Origin of the sequence: Thiorhodococcus minor (genome assembly GCF_010820565.1) — a bacterium.
Lineage (GTDB): Bacteria > Pseudomonadota > Gammaproteobacteria > Chromatiales > Chromatiaceae > Thiorhodococcus > Thiorhodococcus minor.
This window is the reverse complement of the sequence record NZ_JAAIJQ010000312.1, coordinates 1-721: the sequence shown is the minus strand read 5'-3', so window position 1 is coordinate 721 and position 721 is coordinate 1. Positions and strand designations below refer to the sequence as shown.

Annotated in this window: 1 protein-coding gene; it reads right to left on the bottom strand. The window is 43.0% G+C overall.

Going from position 1 to position 721, the window contains the following annotated elements:
* Positions 1-144: 144 nt before the first annotated feature.
* Positions 145-549, bottom strand: a complete 405-nt coding sequence (locus G3446_RS27120) for a hypothetical protein (protein ID WP_164456745.1) — start codon at positions 547-549, stop codon at positions 145-147.
* Positions 550-721: the final 172 nt, after the last annotated feature.

Sequence of the window (721 nt, the reverse complement as noted above, 5' to 3'; positions counted from 1 at the left end):
CGACCGCGCCCGGCGAGGCAGCCGCACCTCGTCCCTGTGGCAGCTTAGCAACAGTGGACCAAACGATGATCAAGGCCAGGCTTTTTGTAGTTTTTATCTACACTTTTCAATGTTACAGGTAAGTTACTGCTTTGAGCTTTGTCTTCATTCGGCATACTTTTTCATCCTAGCATAAATCGAATTAACTTTGCTCATAGCCTCATTAGCCTGCGGGTGCTTGCAACGATCCGGGTGAATGACCTTTATTATTTTTGATTTCCAACTCTTTGCAAGCTCAATAGACTCATACATTTCTTCAGTGATACCGAGCAACTTGGCTCTCTCTTCATTATCTACATAAAGCAAAACGAAAATTAATTTTGCTTCTTCAGAAACGAAAAAAAGGTCATTTACTGCTTCTACTGAAGGCTGTTTATTGGCAATTGCCTCGTGTTGTAACTTTAGTGTTTTTTCAAGTTTACTTTTGAGCCCTAAAACTCTCCATGTCAGATAGATGATCACTAACAACATAATTAACAAAATCAAATACATAAAATTATCATTTCCCATCTAAGTTTTCTCAAATTCTCACATAAGGCGCATAACTATTAAGCATTTATCCATCGGGCGCATGGCAGTGAGCGTGGTCTCGCTCCGACGCTTGAGCGCCCGATGGATAAATGTCTGTTGGACTAATCCGATCCTGGCACGACGCCGCCGACCGCGCGGATGCGGGCATGCC